This is a genomic window from Streptococcus sp. CL6.22 (genome assembly GCF_049738055.1).
GTDB lineage: Bacteria > Bacillota > Bacilli > Lactobacillales > Streptococcaceae > Streptococcus > Streptococcus mitis_DJ.
Map to the genome: position 1 here is coordinate 41,731 of NZ_JBKOTV010000006.1, position 17,388 is coordinate 59,118.

The 17,388-nt window shown below is 41.5% G+C and carries 7 protein-coding genes; all 7 read left to right on the forward strand.

The window, feature by feature from the left end; all coding sequences use genetic code 11:
• The first annotated feature begins 62 nt into the window (after positions 1–62).
• The 7 genes from ACLNCW_RS04030 (at position 63) to ACLNCW_RS04060 (ending at position 17,360) form a co-directional block, all read left to right on the forward strand.
• Positions 63–1,259: a CAP domain-containing protein gene (locus tag ACLNCW_RS04030; protein WP_424845401.1), complete on the forward strand. Its 1,197-nt coding sequence runs from the start codon at positions 63–65 to the stop codon at positions 1,257–1,259.
• Between the two features lie 273 nt (positions 1,260–1,532).
• The gene (locus tag ACLNCW_RS04035) at positions 1,533–7,472 is read left to right on the forward strand and encodes a ZmpA/ZmpB/ZmpC family metallo-endopeptidase (RefSeq protein WP_424845402.1); all 5,940 of its coding nucleotides are present in this window, start codon (positions 1,533–1,535) and stop codon (positions 7,470–7,472) included.
• 199 nt (positions 7,473–7,671) lie between these two features.
• Positions 7,672–9,003, forward strand: a complete 1,332-nt coding sequence (locus ACLNCW_RS04040) for a glycosyltransferase (protein WP_424845403.1) — start codon at positions 7,672–7,674, stop codon at positions 9,001–9,003.
• 1 nt (position 9,004) lies between these two features.
• A complete protein-coding gene (locus ACLNCW_RS04045) occupies positions 9,005–10,360 on the forward strand; it encodes a sodium:solute symporter family transporter (protein WP_424845404.1) in 1,356 nt (451 codons plus the stop codon).
• Positions 10,344–11,048: a cytidylyltransferase domain-containing protein gene (locus tag ACLNCW_RS04050; RefSeq protein ID WP_424845405.1), complete on the forward strand. Its 705-nt coding sequence runs from the start codon at positions 10,344–10,346 to the stop codon at positions 11,046–11,048. Before ACLNCW_RS04045 ends, ACLNCW_RS04050 begins: the two co-directional genes overlap by 17 nt.
• Entirely contained in the window at positions 11,045–11,923 is an 879-nt protein-coding gene (locus tag ACLNCW_RS04055; RefSeq protein WP_000681395.1) for a glycosyltransferase family 52, read from the forward strand. Before ACLNCW_RS04050 ends, ACLNCW_RS04055 begins: the two co-directional genes overlap by 4 nt.
• 235 nt (positions 11,924–12,158) lie before the next feature.
• The gene (locus tag ACLNCW_RS04060; RefSeq protein WP_424845406.1) at positions 12,159–17,360 is read left to right on the forward strand and encodes a MucBP domain-containing protein; all 5,202 of its coding nucleotides are present in this window, start codon (positions 12,159–12,161) and stop codon (positions 17,358–17,360) included.
• Positions 17,361–17,388 lie beyond the last annotated feature (28 nt).

The following is a 17,388-nucleotide window of genomic DNA, read 5'->3' on the forward strand; positions in this document are numbered from 1 at the left end:
AAATATGATATAATTTAATATTGAAAATACCTGTCCTATCTAAAGGATAAAAGGAGAAAAAAATGAAGAAAATTGTATTTGCTAGCGCCTTGGCTTTGACTTTAGCTGGAGCAGTTTTGACAAATGATGTTTTTGCCAATGACAGATTGGTGGCAACACAATCTGCTGATGGTAAAAATGAAAATGTCTTGAGTTCAGAAGTGCTTAACCCTGCTAGTGGCAATGTTTTGGTTGGATTAAAGGGAGAATTTTTGACTCCAAACCAACAAGCTATCTTAGATGCCGTCAATGCTATGCGTAAAGAGGCAGCTGACGAAGGCTTGGTAGATAAGTATGTCCCTATCAAATGGTCGACTGACCTAGAAAAGGCAGCTTTTGCTAGAGCTGCAGAAGCTTCTGTAACTATGGATCATACTCGTCTTTCTGGTAAAGAAATTTGGAGTGCTTTCCCATCTGGAAACAGTGTACTTGGAGAAAACTTGGGTTGGAACCATGATGGTTTCCTAAAAGCTCTTGAACAATGGCGTGCTGAAAAAGCAGACTACGTGAAGAAAAAATCAGGTGGTTCAACAAATGGTGGATCTGGTCATTATCAGACTTTGATTAGCCCTAAATTTACACACATGGGGATTGCTGCCTTTAAGAACCCAAATAACCCATATAATGCCGTAACGATTGCTCAGGCTTTTGGTGATGCTGCTACTTCAGAAGAGTTGGTAGGCAGTTACGGTCCTGCTATTCAATATGCAGAAGTGACTTCATCTAACTTGTCAACAGTTAAAAATAAAGCAGTCGTAGTTGAAAAAGCGCTGAAAGAATTTAGAACTTCTAGTTCAGACCAATCTGGTTGGGTGAAAACAGATGGGAAATGGTATTTCTATGAGTCTGGTGATCTGAAGACAGGCTGGGTGAAAACGGGTGGTAAATGGTACTACTTGGATGACCTAGGTGTCATGCAGACAGGATTTGTAAAAGTAGATGGTAGCTGGTATTACTTGAGTAGCTCAGGTGCTATGTTTACAGGCTGGGGTACAGACGGAAATAGATGGTTCTACTTTGATGGCTCAGGAGCTATGAAGACAGGCTGGCTCAAAGAAAATGGAGTTTGGTACTACCTTGATGCGTCTGGTATCATGAAGACAGGTTGGTTTAAAGTTGGCCAATACTGGTACTATGCATATGGCTCAGGAGCTTTGGCAGTCAGCACAACAACACCAGACGGTTATAAAGTAAATGGCAACGGTGAATGGGTAAACTAGAAACTAAAGGAGTTGCTTTAACAACTTTAGATAACCTATATTTGTTACTATAATTTTAAATATGGAGAGAAGAGATTGCTTCCTCCATTTTTTATTTTTCGTTGACAGTTTTTTTATTGCTAAACAGTTAATTACCTAGTTACTTGATGTTTCCCATCCGTTCAATTGTATATCTATCCCTAGAATCTTTTAAAAAGTTGATGTATAATGGAAAGAGTTGTATATTTTACAATAAATTAACATACTAATTTAAAAATGTAAAAAGAGGGGAATATGAATTTCAAAACTAGTGGAGAAGAAAGACAGAATTTCTCATTAAGAAAATTGGCAGTTGGTCTTGTATCTGTGGCAGTTGCGTGTTTCTTTTTGATGGGAACTGGCCTACAGACTGTATCTGCCCAAGAATCTCATACCGTTAATTATACTTATGTTTTAGAGTCGGATCTGACTGATGAAGAGAAGGCTCTCTTGATTACATCCCTACCACAAGTAGCGGAAGAAACAGACGCTACCTACTATCTGGTTTATCGAGCAAATCAAGTATTGCCCAATACGGGTACTAGCTCTCCATTAGGGACTGTTGCCTTGGTGGCAGGTCTTAGTTTGCTGGTTGTAGTAGTTCTTAAGGGACCTGATGGCAAGAGAAAGATTAGTCGATTCTTGTTAGTAACAGCTCTAGGCAGTCAGTTGCTGTCTCCAACTGTCCTTGCTTTGACGAGTGAGACACTGGCTGCCTACAACACTCAACTATCGGTCCATGCAGGAGATGCCTTGCCAGCTCCGGTTGATATTCCTGGATATACTTATCTAGGATTTGTAGAAAACAAACTAGCTCATTCTGTACCGACAACTAGCAAGCCGGCAGAATCTACTGGAAATCAAGAGATTAAATCAGAAAACAGTCAATCTCAGGAAGTAGTTACTACTCATTCAGCAGATTCGACTGAGGGAACTGAATTTGTCAAGCAATCAAATGACAGTAAATCTAACTTAGAAAATGTAGATAGCTCAGAAGTGACGGCTGTGTATCCTAAAAATGAGGATACTAGTCAGCAACCGAAAGTTCCTCAGAGTCAGGAAAGCAAGGATACTAATGTTGTCAAAGGCGGGGAGGCAGACCAAAAACCAGAACCGGCTACAGCTCCTGCAACAGATTCAAGCCAAACTGGTGGGAATCAAGAACAGGTAAATCCAGTCCAGCCAGCTCCGACTAGACCAAGAACAGAGGGACAACAAGGGGGGACACCTTCTCCTATAGAGCCCCAACCGCAGGAAAACAATGAAACTCTCATTCAAGCAAAGGGAACTCAAGAGTCAGGTCATGAGGGCGAGTCCCTAGTTCAACCAGTGCAACCAGCGTATACGGATCCAATCAGCACTCAAGGGACCCAAGAGTCGGGTCATGAGGGTGAGGCTCTGGTTCAACCAGTGCAACCAGCCTACACAGAACCGATCAGTACTCAAGGGACGCAAGAGCCAGGTCATGAGGGCGAGGCTCTCGTTCAACCAGCACCACCAGTCTACACAGACCCAATCAGCACTCAAGGGACGCAAGAGCCAGGTCATGAAGGTGCTGCCCTAGTTCAACCAGCACAACCGTCTTATACAGAACCCGTTAGCACCCAAGGTACACAAGAGCCCGGCCATGAAGGTGAGGCTCTGGTTCAATCAGAACTACCAGTTTACACAGGTCCTCAGGAGGGATCTCCAGTTGATCCAACAGTGCCAGAGTCTACAGAAGTTGTTAGCAGTAAGGGAACGCAAGAGCTAGGCCATGAGGGTGAAGCTTTAGTTCAACCCGTTCAGCCATCTTACACAGCCCCAATTAGTACCCAAGGTACGCAAGAGCCCGGTCACGAAGGTGAAGCTGCTGTAGCAGAGGCTCTTCCTGAACTGCCTTTGACAAGTAATCATCGTACAGTAACAGAAACCATTCCTCATGAAACTGAAGAAATTGAAGATGCGACTATCATAAAAAATCATCGAGAAATTGCTCAGGAAGGAAAAGACGGTTTACGGACAATCGAGTATGAAGATTATCTCGTAGATGGTAAGGTGGAAGCGAGCAAGGAAATCTCGCGTACAGAAGTAGAACCAACCAAAGAGATTGTCAAGGTTGGTAGTCTTGTTAAAACCAAACCAACGGTTGAAATTACTAATCTGGTTAAAGATGAGAGCAAAAAAGCAGTAGCAGTCAACTATCACCTGGATGACCCAACGTCTGCTCTTGTTAAGGCCAAGGCCCAAATTTACCAAAAAGGAACATTGGTCAAAGAGGTGGACTTGAAAAATCCATCAGCCCAACAAACGATTGATGGATTGGACTACTATACGTCATACAATCTTAAGACTTACCTGACCTATAATCTAGGACAATCTGATCAGGAAAGTACAGAAGTATCAACGAAAGATTTTCAGTTAGACTATAAAAAAATTGAAATCAAAGATGTGGATGAAGTGGGGCTCTATGGTAAGGAAGATGGTCACTACCGTCGTTATCTGAACTTATCAGAAGTACCAAGTGATTTATCACCTTATTTTGTCAAAGTCAAATCAGACAAGATGAAGGAAATGCTGCTACCAGTTAGCTCTATTAAGGAAACAGATGATGGGAAATACAAGGTAACCGTTGCCTTCAATGAACTGGTTCAAGAGGAAGGTTCAACATATAAGGATAACTATAGTTTCACAATTGATAAGCAAAAGCTTGCCAAGGACGGTGTCTATACTTCCTTTAAGAAACTGATTGCTGCCATGCAAGGCGATCTCGCTGGAACCTTTAAACTTGGAGCTGATATGACAGCTGATGAGGTGTCCTTAGCTAAGGGACAAACCAGCTATGTGACAGGCACTTTCACTGGTAATCTTATCGGTGCGAGTGACGGACAGCCGTTTGCGATTTATGACCTTAAGACAGCCTTGTTTGATAACTTGACCAAGGCTACTGTGAAAGATATTGACCTTAAAGCAGTAGCGATTAAGCGTCAAGAAGACACAGCTAGCCTAGCAAAAGTGGCTACTAACAGCCAGATCAGTAATGTAGCTGTAGAAGGTCAATTGACAGGTAGCAAGTCAGTTGCAGGTTTGGTAGCGAAGGCTCAAGATACAGAAATAACCAATAGTTCCTTTACAGGTAGCATTCAGGCCAAGCATGTGGATGCCTCTCCTTACTATGTGGGAGGTATAGCAGGGCTCTTATCTGGTAATAAGGCTAAGATTGATAAGGTAGCTGTTGATGCAAATATTTCTAGCAATGCCCGCAACAATGACCAATTTGCGGGAGGTATTGTAGGGAAAGTTCAAAGTGGTGCTTTGGTCTCTCATGCGCTAGCAAGTGGAACCATTCTCAATACGACAACCTATCCACGCGTCGGAGGTATAGCTGGTTCTACATGGCAAAATGGCCGTATCCATCATGTCGTTAGCATGGTCAATACTGGAGACGGCTATGCCATTACAGGAGACCAGTACAGGGGAGCGGACATCAAAGATGCCAGCACTGCAGTAGAGAATAAGAAGGCAGATCTCTATGCGACCTCAATTACCCAAGACCAGGCCAGAGAAAAAGTTCAGTCTTATGGTATAACAGTGACGCTAGACGACACAGGTCAAACACTCAAGGACAATCAGCGCAGTGTGGACTATACTCAGTTAAGCCAAGGCCAAGCTAGTCGAAAAGTTGCTTATCACAATATCGAGAAATTGATGCCTTTCTACAATAAAGAGTTAGTGATTCACTATGGAAATCAAGTCGATCCTACGGATAAGCTCTACACCACAGAACTGCTGGATGTTGTACCAATGAAGGACAATGACATCATCACAGATATTCAGGCCAATAAAGCAGCTATCAATAAGCTTATGTTGCATTTTGCTGATAATACAATCAGCTACTTAGACGTCACTTACAAAGATGACTTCAAAAATACACAAATTGCAGAGTATAGCGTAGCAGGTAAAAACTTTATCTTTACGCCAGAGGCCTTTCTATCTGACTATACGAAAGTGACCAATCAAGTCCTAGCAGATTTGCAAGGGGTCGAATATGACTCGGCAACCATGAGAAAAGTCCTTGGCATTGAGGCAGATGCTTTACTTGATCCACTATATTTGGATAAAGAATTTGAAAAAGTCAAGGCTAATATCGGTGAACATCTTCGTAAAGTGCTAGCCATGGACAAGTCTATCAATACGATGGGGGATAGTGTAGCAACCTACATCAGTGAGAAAATCAAGAACAACAAGGAAGCTTTCTTGCTTGGTTTGACCTACCTCAATCGCTGGTACAATATCAACTATGATCACATCAATACCAAGGACCTCAATACCTATAAGTTTGACTTTGATGGCAATAGCACAGCTTCAACCCTGGATACCATCATTGCCCTAGGTCAGAGTGGTATGGAAAATCTCAAGGCATCAAATAATACAAGTGCCTATGAGACAACCCTAGCTGCTGCAAAAGGTCGCAAGACAGTGACGGATTTACTAGAGTCTTACAGAAAACTCTTCCTACCAACCAAAACCAATAATGAATGGTTGAAGACAAATACCAAGGCCTATATCGTAGAGAGTAAGTCAGCAATTCCAGAAGTGCGTGCCAAACAAGAGTCAGCTACATCAGATAGTAAATATACGCTAGGAGTCTATGACCGTATTACGGCACCAAGTTGGAAATTAAAAAACATGCTCCTACCGCTATTGACATTGCCAGAAGAGGATGTTTATGTGATTTCAAATCTTTCTACCTTGGCCTTTGGTGGCTATGAACGCTACCGTGATCGTGTCAATAATACAGTCTTGTCAGGAGAAGAACTGCGTCAGTATGTTCGTGCTAAGGTTGACCAGTCGGCTGAATGGCAACGAGACCACTATGATATCTGGTACCATCTCCTTTCACCAGAATACAAAGAAAAACTCTTCCGTTCAGTCATGGTTTCAGATGGCTTTGGTATGAAAGATAGCAACAGCAATTATTATTGGGCTACCCTGTCTGATAAGACCATTGATTCGATCTACAACTTCTTTGGACCAACTGGTAAGTGGTATGGGGAAAGTAAGGGAGCTGGAGCTTATGCCAATGGTTCTGAGGTCCACTATGTCAGCGACCGCTTGTTGGATAAATACGGAACATCTGTCTATACTCATGAAATGGTTCACAATTCTGACGGACATATTTACTTTGAAGGGAAAGGTCGTCGTGAAGGATTGGGAGCAGAGTTGTATGCCCTAGGATTGTTACAATCTGCTGACAGCCTAGATAAGGATGCTATTGTCTTGAACACCCTCTATAAAGGGGATAAGGATTCACCAACTCGCTTGCATACTTATGACCCGACAAGTCGCTTTACATCAGCTGCAGCCTTGCAAGAGTATGTTCACGGTATGTACGATGTCTTGTACACCTTGGACGCTATGGAAGCCAATGCCATTTTAACTAAGTCTAACGATGTTAAGAAAAAATGGTTTAGAAAAATAGAGAATTTCTACATTGAGGACAAGTATCATAAACAAACGCATGCAGGAAACTCTGTTCGTCCACTGACAGATGCTGAAGTAAGCAAACTAACAAGTCTTGATGCCTTGATTGACAATGATATCATCAACCGTCGGGCTTACCGTGATAAGAGTGACTATGCTCGTAATGGCTATCATCTTATCAGTATGTTCTCACCGATCTATGCTGCCCTCAGCAATCCAAAGGGTGCGCCTGGTGACATCATGTTTAGAAAGACAGCCTACGAATTATTGGCAGAAAAAGGTTACCAAGATGGCTTCTTACCATATGTATCGAACCAATATGCAGAAGAAGCTAAACGCAATGGGGACATTACCTATTCAGATTGGCTCCGAAAAGATGTGGGACTTATCACTGATAGCCTCGTCTTGAAAAATGTCTTTGCCAACAAATACACTTCATGGGCTGAGTTCAAGAAGGATATGTTTGATCAACGTATTCGGAAGCAAGACCAGTTGAAACCAATCACCATTCAGTATGAACTTGGTGTACCAAACAGCAGCAAGGAGATTACAATTCGTTCAGCAGCCCAAATGCAAGAACTCATCGATCAAGCAGTGGCAAAAGATGTGGCTAACATTGACCGTACGACAAGCCATGCTCCTGCAAGTTGGGTACACTTGTTAAAACAAAAAATCTACAATGCCTACCTGCGTAGCACAGATGATTTCAGAGAATCGATTTATAAATCATAAGAAAACTCCCTCAAGCTATCCTGTCTAAGTCAGTCTATCTTGCAGATGGTCGGTCTTTGTGATAGAATAGCATAAAGTCCTTTTGAGGGGGAACTTGCTAGGAAAACCCCAAGCATTGTAACGGATTAACTACCCTCGCCTTTTTGTGAGGGTGGTTTTTCGTTTGTAAGCAGAAAATAATCGAGAAAGAGTGTATAGCATGTCGAGAATTATCACTATCCATCCAGCCAAGGAAATCCATCGCTACGGTTTTGAGAGCACTCAGGCCTATCGCGCTCGCATAGCCCGACATTTGGGTCTGGAGTATGTCCACATAGTGTCGAGCCCTCAGCTTCGTCCTGATTGGAAGAAAGACTTGATCAAGTTAGGATTTTTAGAAAAGGAATTGCTCTGTGTTCCGCATAGTTTTTCAGATATAGGCCATGTAGACTTATCAGTGAAGCCAGAAAGTTTAACGCTAGCAGCTGGTGATCAGGTTGAACTCAATGAGGATGGTTTTGTCGCCTCTGTTACCCTAGGAGATGGCTCGGGGAGATATTACTATACCAAGGGGCCCTTCTTGTTTGAAGATTTCAAGGAAAAGGAACTGCGTTGGTATCATGAAAATGGAGAATTGGCTCTGGAAGGACGATTTATCGATCCTTTCAAAGAACCCTCTCCTGTAACCATCTTTCATCCAGAGTATATCTACCGCATAGGAGGAGAAATCCGTTCTGAAGAGGACTTGTTGGTTAAGTTCCTAGCCAGATGGGCAAAACAGACAGATCTTTTTATCCGTGACCAACAAATCGTTCCCAAACCCAGCCTCTGGCGTTATATGGAAAATACGGACAAAAATTACTATGAAGTTGTCCATGAAAATGTCATGCGAGACTTACGCCTCGCCAATCTGCGCAAGACAAACAAATACCTAGTTGCCAGTGAAGTGTTGACTGATACCTTGGCGAAACAAGGGTATGACACTAAGTTTTTACCACCAATGTTTACAGAAAAAGTAGGTCAGCTAAGAAAAATCGGACCTGTTTTGGACTATTGCCTAGTGGGTCATATGGGAGAAGGCAAGAACGTTGAACTTGTCATTGAAGCCTTTATCGAACTCTACAAACGTGGCTCCAAGGCCCAGATTACCTTTTATGGTGGCTCAGAGGAACGTCTAGCAGAATTACAGAATCAATATGATCTTCCGCCAACCATTCACTTTAAAGGTATCGTTAACGAAGTGCCTTATCATCTGCACCAATGCTATTTGTCTGCAAGTTACACAGAGTTATTTGCCAATGCCTGTGTTGAAGCCTTGAGCCAAGGTTTGTTAGCCTTGTTATCGGATGTGGAGATTGCCCATCGTTTCTATGCTGGTCAGTCCAATGCCATCAACTTATTTAAAACTAAATCAGAGTTGATTCAAAAGATAGAAGAGATGGAGCAGCCTGATTTTTGTCTATTAAATGAAAAAAATCTAGCCTTAGCCTCTCGCTATTCTCTGGAAAAAGTAGCTCAAATATACAGAGAACTATTAGATAGGAATTTCTAGGATGTTGGGAATTCTAGTCACCCTATTGCTCTATTTCGGCTTGATTTCTTGGATTGCCTATCGGAAAAAAGGGGACGAAGAGGACTATTATCAGGTTAAGAAAGCTGTTCCAGTGACAGTTCTGGCCTTCTCAGTCTTTGCCACCTTACTCAGCCCTATTTCCTTTCTGACTCTGGTTGGAAATGCCTATACAGGTAGGTCCTATCTCTGGTTTGCCCAATGTGGTATCTTTCTAGCCATTCCACTAGCTCATCGCTACTTTCTGCCCCTCTATCAAAAGGGCAACTATGAGACAGCCTATCATCTTTTAGAGGACAAGTTTCAATCGACTGGCATTCGTTCACTGGCCTCAGGTCTTTTCATTCTCTACCAGTTGGGGCGAATAGCAGTGGTGACCTACTTGTTGTCTCAGGCCTTAGCGCCCTTTATCCCTCTCAATCAGCTGGTCTTGTCAGGTTTACTCCTTCTTTTGACGGTCTATTATCTGGCAAGTGGTGGTCTCTTGGTTGTGCTGTGGACGGACTTCTTTCAAGGCTTGGTCCTGCTGGCTATATTGGCCCTCTTTCTACCAAGAATTGCCCAATCAGGTCTTGTCATGAATAGCAGTCAACAGCTATCTCACTTTGCAGAGATGCTGGATGGGAAGACGGTTTTTATCTTAGTTACAGGAGCAGGTTTTAGTAGCTTGTTTTCCTACGTTTCTTCGCAGGATATCGTCCAACGTTTTAATAGCAAAATGGGGCGTCAGAAGATTGGAAAAATCTTATGGTTACAGGGACTCTTGTCCTTTGGGATTGCTAGTTTACTGTATCTGATTGGCTGCTTGATTCGTCAGGAAAATTTTGCTACCACATCGACCAATCCTGTTCTCATTGCTTACGCTCGGGAAGGTCTGGCGCCTTGGTTTGGCAGTTTTATCATGCTGGCTCTCTTGGCAGCAGGCCAATCCACAGTTTCATCCAGTATGAATGCAATCGTGACCTGCTTGAAGTTGGATTTTGCTTGGTCAAAGATTCGCTGGTCGCCAAGTATTCTATCCTTTGTCTTAGCAGGTCTGTCCTGGCTCCTCTGCCTCTTGCTCATGAATGCAGAAATCTACTCCATCTACGAATGGATTAACGGCTTTATGGGCTTGACACTGGGTGTGATTGGTGGTTTGTACCTCTTGGTTTTGCTCCTCAAAAGACCGAGTTTACAGTTAGCCAAAATCTATTTGGTTTTTAGTCTAGGAGCCTTGGTTCTCTATCATTACAGTGGCCTTTTTGTCAACCCCAATCCCTGGTTAAATAGTATCATCACTACCCTATCTGCCCTTTTTATCTCAATTCTAGGAAGACTATATGAAAGTAACATCTAAACCCATAGCCGTTATTTTGATCCGTTCGGGTTCACGCGGCTTAGTGGATAAAAATATCAAACCGCTTGCAGGCAAACCCTTGGTTTTCTATACCATCGAAGTCGCTCTAGCTTCTAAGCTATTTAGTGACATCTGGGTTTCCTCAGATTCACAAGCCTATCTAGAACTCTGTCGTCAAGCCTATCCAGAGATTCGTTGTGTCCATAGACCAAAAGAATTGGCCCTATCCACAACCTCTAGTTTAGAAACCTTACGAGACTTTTTACAGCCCTTTGAAGAAGAGCAGGTCTTTGTGAATCTACAGGTGACCTCACCCTTGAGGGAGGTGGAGCATCTTATCGATTCCTACCAGCTCTACTGTCAGTCTGGCGCCGACCATTTGATTTCCTGTGTTAAGGCGGACAAGAGTCGTAGTCTTTTCTTGCAGTTAGCGGAGTCGTCATTTATCCGCCCGCCTCACGTTTCCAAGCACTATGCTCGGCAAAAAGAGCCTGTCTATTACTATCCTAACGGTAGTATCTGGATTTCTCGCAAGGACCGTTACCTACGAGACGAGACCTTTTACACAGATAAGACAGTAGCCTATGAAATGCCCAAACTCTATTCTTATGATATCGACGATGCCTTGGACTTTGAAGTCGTTGAGACCTTGCTGCACCATCACCACCTAGGAGAATCAAAGAGATGAAACACCTCATCATTGCCACAACGCCCTTGCAGGCCAAGATTGCCCAGCATATCAAGAGCCTCTATCCTGATCAGGAATTTGTCAGCCTTTATGTCAGTCCTGTCAAAAATGCCCGTCAGGAGCATTATGCCAAGGATTTTGACCATGCTCACTATCCTCAGACGGCAGAGGACTTGGCTCAGATTTGTCAGGAGCTTGCCGGCGACTATGACACTATCTTTTATGCTAGTTTTGACAATAGCTTGATTCTGGACTTGGTTGCTAGTTCGACCTACCAACACCTCATGAGTTTTGATGATGGCTATGCGGATATTTACCCCTTGGGTATGTATGCCCTCCCTCTTCAACCCAGTCAGGTGGGGCCTTTGGGCTTGACTAGAGATGATTTGATTGAGCGGACGGAAAAGCACTATACCCTCTATCGCAGTGACTACCATGTCGTGGCTAGAGAAAAGCTAGTTTATCTGGAGCATTTTTTTGACCTGCCTCAAGCTCCCGTTTCAAATGGTAAGACGGTCAAGGTCCTGCTGGGACAAAAGTTCTCTGAAGAGGACGACCAGATCTCCATCCGCTTTATCAGCACTTATGCCAAGGCCTTGGCAATTGACCTCTATCTACCCCATCCCAAGGAAACCTTCACTATCCCTGATGTGACCTACTTGGAGACGGAGTTGATCTTTGAAGATGTTCTAGCCCAACTCTTTCAAGAATACGAGTTCGTTCATGTCTATCATTTTACCTCATCCGTCAGCCTGCACCTTAAAGACCTGCCCCATGTGACCATCACAGGTATTTCTCTCCCCTACTATGAGGACCGTCAAAAAGAATTGCGACGATTAGGTTGTCAGTTTGAAATAGTTTCACTTGGCTGGTAGTATAAATGTATATTTTTAAATATGTAAATCCATACATCTGTATGGATTTTTTATATATAAATATAGCGAAAAACTATAGTTTGAATGATCAAAAAGTATTGAGATTATTTGTATAGGGGGTTTTAAAGTGTTAAAATAGAAGTGTCGGGTTTTCAGGTTTATCAATTGTTATGGCTATAATAATATAATAATCTTTGAAAATCATACAAAAAAATAAAGATAAAGGATGCTAAGGATGTTTATAAATAAAAAGGAAAAATTTTCCATCCGTAAGTTTAAAGACGGTCGTTCAGACTCAGTCAAAATCGGTACAGTTGCTCTGATTGTTGGTGCAGCCCTTGCAATGGCTGCTGGAACGCAGACAGTTGAAGCGGCAATGACAGAGAACAGTGACAACACAACAACGATTTCTAATGATAAGGGATCAGTAACTGTAGATACTGGAAATATTAAGGATCCGAATAATGGTAAGGACTTTTCAACTGATGCAACTGATAATGGGACAAAAGAAATTACAAAAACTGGAAAAGTAGATTACAAATACGTAACTGCTGAAGGAAATACTGTATTAGAAGAAAACAAAAACCAAAACTCTGGTGCTGATAAAACTATCGAAACAACATATGATGTATACGGTAAATCAGGAGAAGTTTTCAAAGGAACTACAGGTGGGGATGCAGAAGATAGCGACCTAAACGACGCTAAAGAAAATGGTAAGAAAGAAACAATTGAAAAAGATGGAAAAACTTACCACCTAATCGGAGAGCCTAAAGTCGAAACTACTGGAGATGGTGGAGGAGTATACTCTGATACAACTCTAGGTGATATAACTGCGAAATTGACTCCAGAAGGATTAAGTAATGCAGAAGGTAAAATTACCTATGATAATGTAAAAGCTGGTGGAAAAGCTTGGATTGTTGAACAAACAGGAAAAGGAACATATGGTAAATATGTACAAGCTGATTCAGGTGCTATCACATCTGATGCTAAGATGGTAGAAGCTTTCAAAGCTGGAGAAGCGGCGGCGAAAAACTTCACTTCAGCTAACGTAACTGCTGACGGTGGAATCAAAGAAGGAGACTACGTTTTCGTTCTTGAGAAAAACACTTATGTAACTGTTAGTAACGATAGTCCTCAATTAACTGCTATGATACCTTTATCGCCTAAGGACAATGTAGCTGATGACGCCGATGACCCTTATGGAGAGGGGACTGGTGCAAGTCTAGATAGAACATATGCAATGGTTCAAAAATTTAAAGCGGCGCCAGATACTTTAACAGGTGAAAACAACAAAACTGTTGTAAAAGGGTATCTTGCTTATCTTCAAGAAAAAGGATTAGAAGATAACATGCTTAACTTTAAACGATATTTTGTTGTGGGGCTAGAAGCAAAAACTGGTGTAGAATCCGCAATAGCAGTTGATAATGGAGATCAAGTTGATGCTAAAGGAAGACCGACATCAGATGTAACTGTGGATTATTCAGGGGTTTCTGAGTCAGGAACAACTGCTATAGATGGTGGAAAGGGTGATTTTACTCTTAATCTTAGTTCTCCTGATGCGGAAGTTGAAACATACACTTACCGTGATGAAATCACTCCACTTCGTGCATATCGTTTAGCAAGTGGTACTACAACAATCACTTATACTTATGCAGAAGAAAAAACTCGTGAAGTCGAGAAAAAAGGTTCTGTAGTCGTTAACTACCAAACAGAAGACGGAACAGAATTAAAAGCTCCTTACACTGATACTCCTGAAACAGTAGCTGAAGTAGTAACTGAGCATTACTATGTTGATGCTGATGGACAAGAAGTAGTTGTAGAAGACAAAACTGTTAGAACGCCTAAAAACGTAGCCTACAACACTAAGAAAAATGAAACTGAAAAACCTCAAAAACTTACAGATGCACAAGGAAATGTTTACTACCTAAACGAAGCAAATACAACAACATCTGTAAATGGTACAGAAACTACATCGCCAGCTGAAGAAGGTACAGTAGTAGAAGGTGTTACAAAAGTAACTTACATCTATGAAAAAGCTGGATCAGTCATCGTCAACTACAAAACAGAAGATGGAACTCCACTTACAGGAACAGTAGTTGGAGATGAAAGCAAAACTGTAGCTTCAGGTACGAAAGATGTTGATAATGGTAAACCAGGTACAGAGTACAACACTGCAGATAACGGAATGAAACCAGAACGTATTAAAACTGCGGAAGGAAAAGTTTACCAACTGGTTCCAGAATCAACTGAAGGTGAACCAGAAGGTGAAGTAGAATCAGGTGTAACTAAAGAAGTAACATACGTTTATAAAGAAGTTAAAGGTAACGTAGTTGTTAAGTACGAAGATACTGAAGGTAACACACTTGCTGATGACGAACAAGATGAAACAGATGCTTCTCTAAATGTTAAATACGATACAGCTGATCACAAAAAAGAATCTATCACTAAAGATGGTGTTAAATATTACTTAACAGCTAAAGAACTTAAAGATGGTTCTAAACCAGCTACTGGAGACGTAGTAGAAGGAACAACTACAGTAACTTACGTTTATGAAAAAGCTGGATCAGTAATCGTTAATTACCAAACAGAAGATGGAACTCCATTAGTAGGTGTTGACGCAGATGGTGCTAACGTAGCTTCAGGTGCTAAAGACACAACAGACGCTAAAGCAGGAACTGACTACAACACTGCAGACAACGGATTGAAACCAAACCGCATCACAACTGCAGAAGGAAAAGTATACGAACTAGTACCAACAGCAACTAAAGGTGACGAAACTGGTAAAGTTGTTGCTGGAGAAACTAAAGAAGTAACATACGTTTATAAAGAAGTAACTGGTGATGTAGTCGTTCACTACGTTGATACAGAAGGCAACGTAATCGCTGATGATAAAGAAGATACAAAAGGTGCTTCTCTAAACGCTAAATACGATACAACTGACAACAAACCAGAGAAAATCGAAAAAGACGGAACTGTTTACTACTTAACAGAAAAAGCTGTCAAAGACGATTCTAAACCAGAAAACGGAGACGTAGTAGAAGGTAAGACTGAAGTAACTTACGTTTACGAAAAAGCAGGACAAGTAGTCGTTCACTACACTGACGAAAAAGGTAACACTCTTCAAGCAGATGCTGTTGATACCAAAGACGGTAAACCAAACGCTGACTACAACACTGCTGATAACGATATGAAACCAAACCGTATCACTACTCCAGAAGGCAAAGTATACGAGTTAATCCCTCAATCAATTAAAGGTGATGAAACAGGTAAAGTTAAAGCTGGAGAAACTACAGAAGTAACTTACGTCTACAAAGAAATCACTGGTAATGTCGTCGTTCACTACGTTGATACAGAAGGAAACACACTTGCTGAAGATACGAAAGATGTAGAAAATGGATCACTAAGTGAGAAATATGACACAACTGACAACAAACCAGCTAAACTTGAAAAAGATGGTACTGTTTACTACTTAACAGCTAAAGAATTGAAAGACGGTTCTAAGCCAGAAAACGGTGCTGTTGTAGAAGGAACTACAGAAATTACTTATGTATACGAAAAAGCAGGAAACGTTCTTGTTCATTACGTAGATGAAGCTGGTAACACTCTTCAAGCAGATGCTGTTGATACTAAAGACGGTCAACCAGGAGCTAAATACGATACTTCTGATAACGATATGAAACCAACTCGTATCACAACTGCAGAAGGCAAAGTATACGAATTAGTACCGGCATCGACTAAAGGTAATGAAACTGGAGACGTTGAAGCAGGTAAGACTACAGAAGTAACTTATGTTTACAAAGAAGTGAAAGGAAACGTAGTCGTTCACTACACTGATGAAGCGGGTAACACAATCGCTGAAGACGTTAAAGATACGACTGACGGATCAGTAAGCTCAGCATATGACACAACTGACAACAAACCAGCTACAATCACTACAAAAGATGGTAAGGTATATGTACTTGTACCAACATCAACTAAGGGTGAAGAATCTGGTAAAGTAACAGAAGGAACTACAGAAGTAACTTATGTTTACAAAGACGTCAAAGAAGAAGCTTCTAAAGAAATCGATAAAGCTTTGTCTGAAAAAGAAAGTAAGATTAAAGAAAATCCTGAGTTAACAAACGAAGAGAAAGAAAAAGCGATTGAAGATGCTAAGAAATCAGCAGAACAAGCTAAGAAAGCATTGAAAGAAGCGAAAACTCCTGAAGATGTAGAAAAATCTACTACAAAAGCTAAAGAAGATGTAGAAAAATCTCCTGTTACTCCAGAAGACAAGCCAAAAGCGAAAGAAACGATTGATAAAGCTCTAGAAAATAAAGTGAAGAAGATTGATGAAAATCCAAACTTGACTCCAGAGCAAAAAGAAAAAGCTAAGGAAGAGGCTAAGAAAGATGCTGAAGAAGCTAAGAAAGCCATCGACAAAGCACCTTCTAAAGAAGAAGTAGAAAAAGCGAAAGAGAATGGTAAGAAAGAAGTTGAGAAAGATACTCCAACTCCAAACAAACCATCAACTCCATCAGAAAATGATAAGGATCAGCCAACTACACCTTCTCCAGAAGAAAAAGCTAAAGCGAAAGAATCTGTCGATAAAGACTTGGAAGAAAAAATCAAGAACATTGATAAAGATCCAAGCTTGACTCCAGAGCAAAAAGAAAAAGCTAAGGAAGAGGCTAAAAAAGAAGCTGAGAAAGTTAAGAAATCAATCGAAGAAGGTAAGACGACTGAATGGGTAGACGAAAAAGGAAACCCAATCAAACCTGTAACACCAGGAACATATCCAGCAGGATCAACTCCTAACTACGAACTAGTAGGAACAGTTACAAACCCAGAAACAGGAAAAGTAACTCACATCTTCAAACCAGTAACTAAAGAAGGAAAAACTACAGTATGGGTGGATGTCAATGGTAAACCATTGAAACCATTAGCTGAAGGAGATAATCCAGCTGGAGAGATTCCAGGATATGCCTTAGTGGAAACAATAAACGTTAAAGAAACTGGCGATGTTATCCACGTATTTAAACGTACTACAAATGGAAGACCTCAAAAAGAAGGTTCTACAAATGGAGGATCACTCATTCCATCTCAACCAGGTTCTCCAGCAAGACCTTCAACAAACCCAACAAGTCCGGTGAAACCGACAGACCCAAGTCAACCAGAAACTCCAGTAGTTCCTGCAGCCCCAAGTCAGCCAGCAACACCGGCTAACCCAGCAACACCAGCTAATCCAGCTAACCCAGCTGGTCCAGCAACTCCAATGATGCCATCAGCACCAGTAAATGGTGAAGCACCACAAGCTCCAGCAGCTCCATCAGAAGCTAAAGGACAAGCTGAACTTCCAAACACTGGTACAGCAGATAATGCTAGCCTAGCAGCACTTGGACTTCTTGGAGTCTTGAGTGGATTTGGACTTGTTGCTCGCAAGAAAAAAGAAGACTAATTTTAATTAGATTTTCTGACAAGAAAAA

Excerpts from the sequence above, each read along its gene's own strand:
- ACLNCW_RS04030 (WP_424845401.1), top strand. The coding sequence starts at position 63 with ATGAAGAAAATTGTATTTGCTAGCGCCTTGGCTTTGACTTTAGCTGGA.
- ACLNCW_RS04035 (WP_424845402.1), top strand. The coding sequence starts at position 1,533 with ATGAATTTCAAAACTAGTGGAGAAGAAAGACAGAATTTCTCATTAAGA.
- ACLNCW_RS04040 (WP_424845403.1), top strand. The coding sequence starts at position 7,672 with ATGTCGAGAATTATCACTATCCATCCAGCCAAGGAAATCCATCGCTAC.
- ACLNCW_RS04045 (WP_424845404.1), top strand. The coding sequence starts at position 9,005 with ATGTTGGGAATTCTAGTCACCCTATTGCTCTATTTCGGCTTGATTTCT.
- ACLNCW_RS04050 (WP_424845405.1), top strand. The coding sequence starts at position 10,344 with ATGAAAGTAACATCTAAACCCATAGCCGTTATTTTGATCCGTTCGGGT.
- ACLNCW_RS04055 (WP_000681395.1), top strand. The coding sequence starts at position 11,045 with ATGAAACACCTCATCATTGCCACAACGCCCTTGCAGGCCAAGATTGCC.
- ACLNCW_RS04060 (WP_424845406.1), top strand. The coding sequence starts at position 12,159 with ATGTTTATAAATAAAAAGGAAAAATTTTCCATCCGTAAGTTTAAAGAC.